Raw genomic sequence first — 655 nt, forward strand, 5'->3', positions numbered from 1 at the left:
AGTGTCCGTCCGATAAGGGCACGAGAGGTTGAGTGGCCTGGGCTGAGATGATTCCAGGAGGGTGCTGAAACCTGATCTGGAACCGCCATGTGGACCCCGGCCACCCGTGAGCAGCATAGCCGCTCGGACCTCCGCTACTCAACCGATCTGACCGACGCCGAATGGGCGGTCCTCGAACCGCTGTTGCCGTCCGCCAACCCGCTTGGGCGGCCGCGGCTGTGGTCGCTACGAGACATCGTGAACGGCATCTTCTTTGTTCTGCGTGGCGGCGTTCCCTGGCGCCTGCTGCCGAAGGACCTGCCTCCGAAGAGCACGGTCTACGGCTACTTCAGCGCTTGGCGCGACGATGGCCTGTTCGCCGGCATCAACCATCACCTCGTCATGCTGGACCGCGAGCGCGCCGGGCGGGACGCTTCGCCCACGGCGGCCGTGCTCGACAGCCAGAGTGTGAGACCACGGAAAGCGGCGGCCCGCGAGGCTACGACGCGGGCAAGAAGGTGAAGGGTCGCAAGCGCCAAGCCTTGGTGGACACGGACGGCCGCGCCCTGGTGCTCGCCCCGCAGCCGGCCGACGTTCAGGACCGCGACGGGGCCGTGCCGGTGCTCAAGCAGTCGCGCCGCTCCTACCCTTTCATCGTCAAGGCCTTCGCCGACGC

At 67.5% G+C, this 655-nt stretch carries 1 pseudogene; it reads left to right on the forward strand.

The features are described 5' to 3' along the window. Positions 1-87: 87 nt before the first annotated feature. Positions 88-655 (forward strand): annotated as a pseudogene (locus D3272_RS27045) (IS5 family transposase); the annotation flags it as partial.

This window comes from Lichenibacterium ramalinae, assembly GCF_004137085.1.
Taxonomy (GTDB): Bacteria; Pseudomonadota; Alphaproteobacteria; order Rhizobiales; family Beijerinckiaceae; genus Lichenihabitans; species Lichenihabitans ramalinae.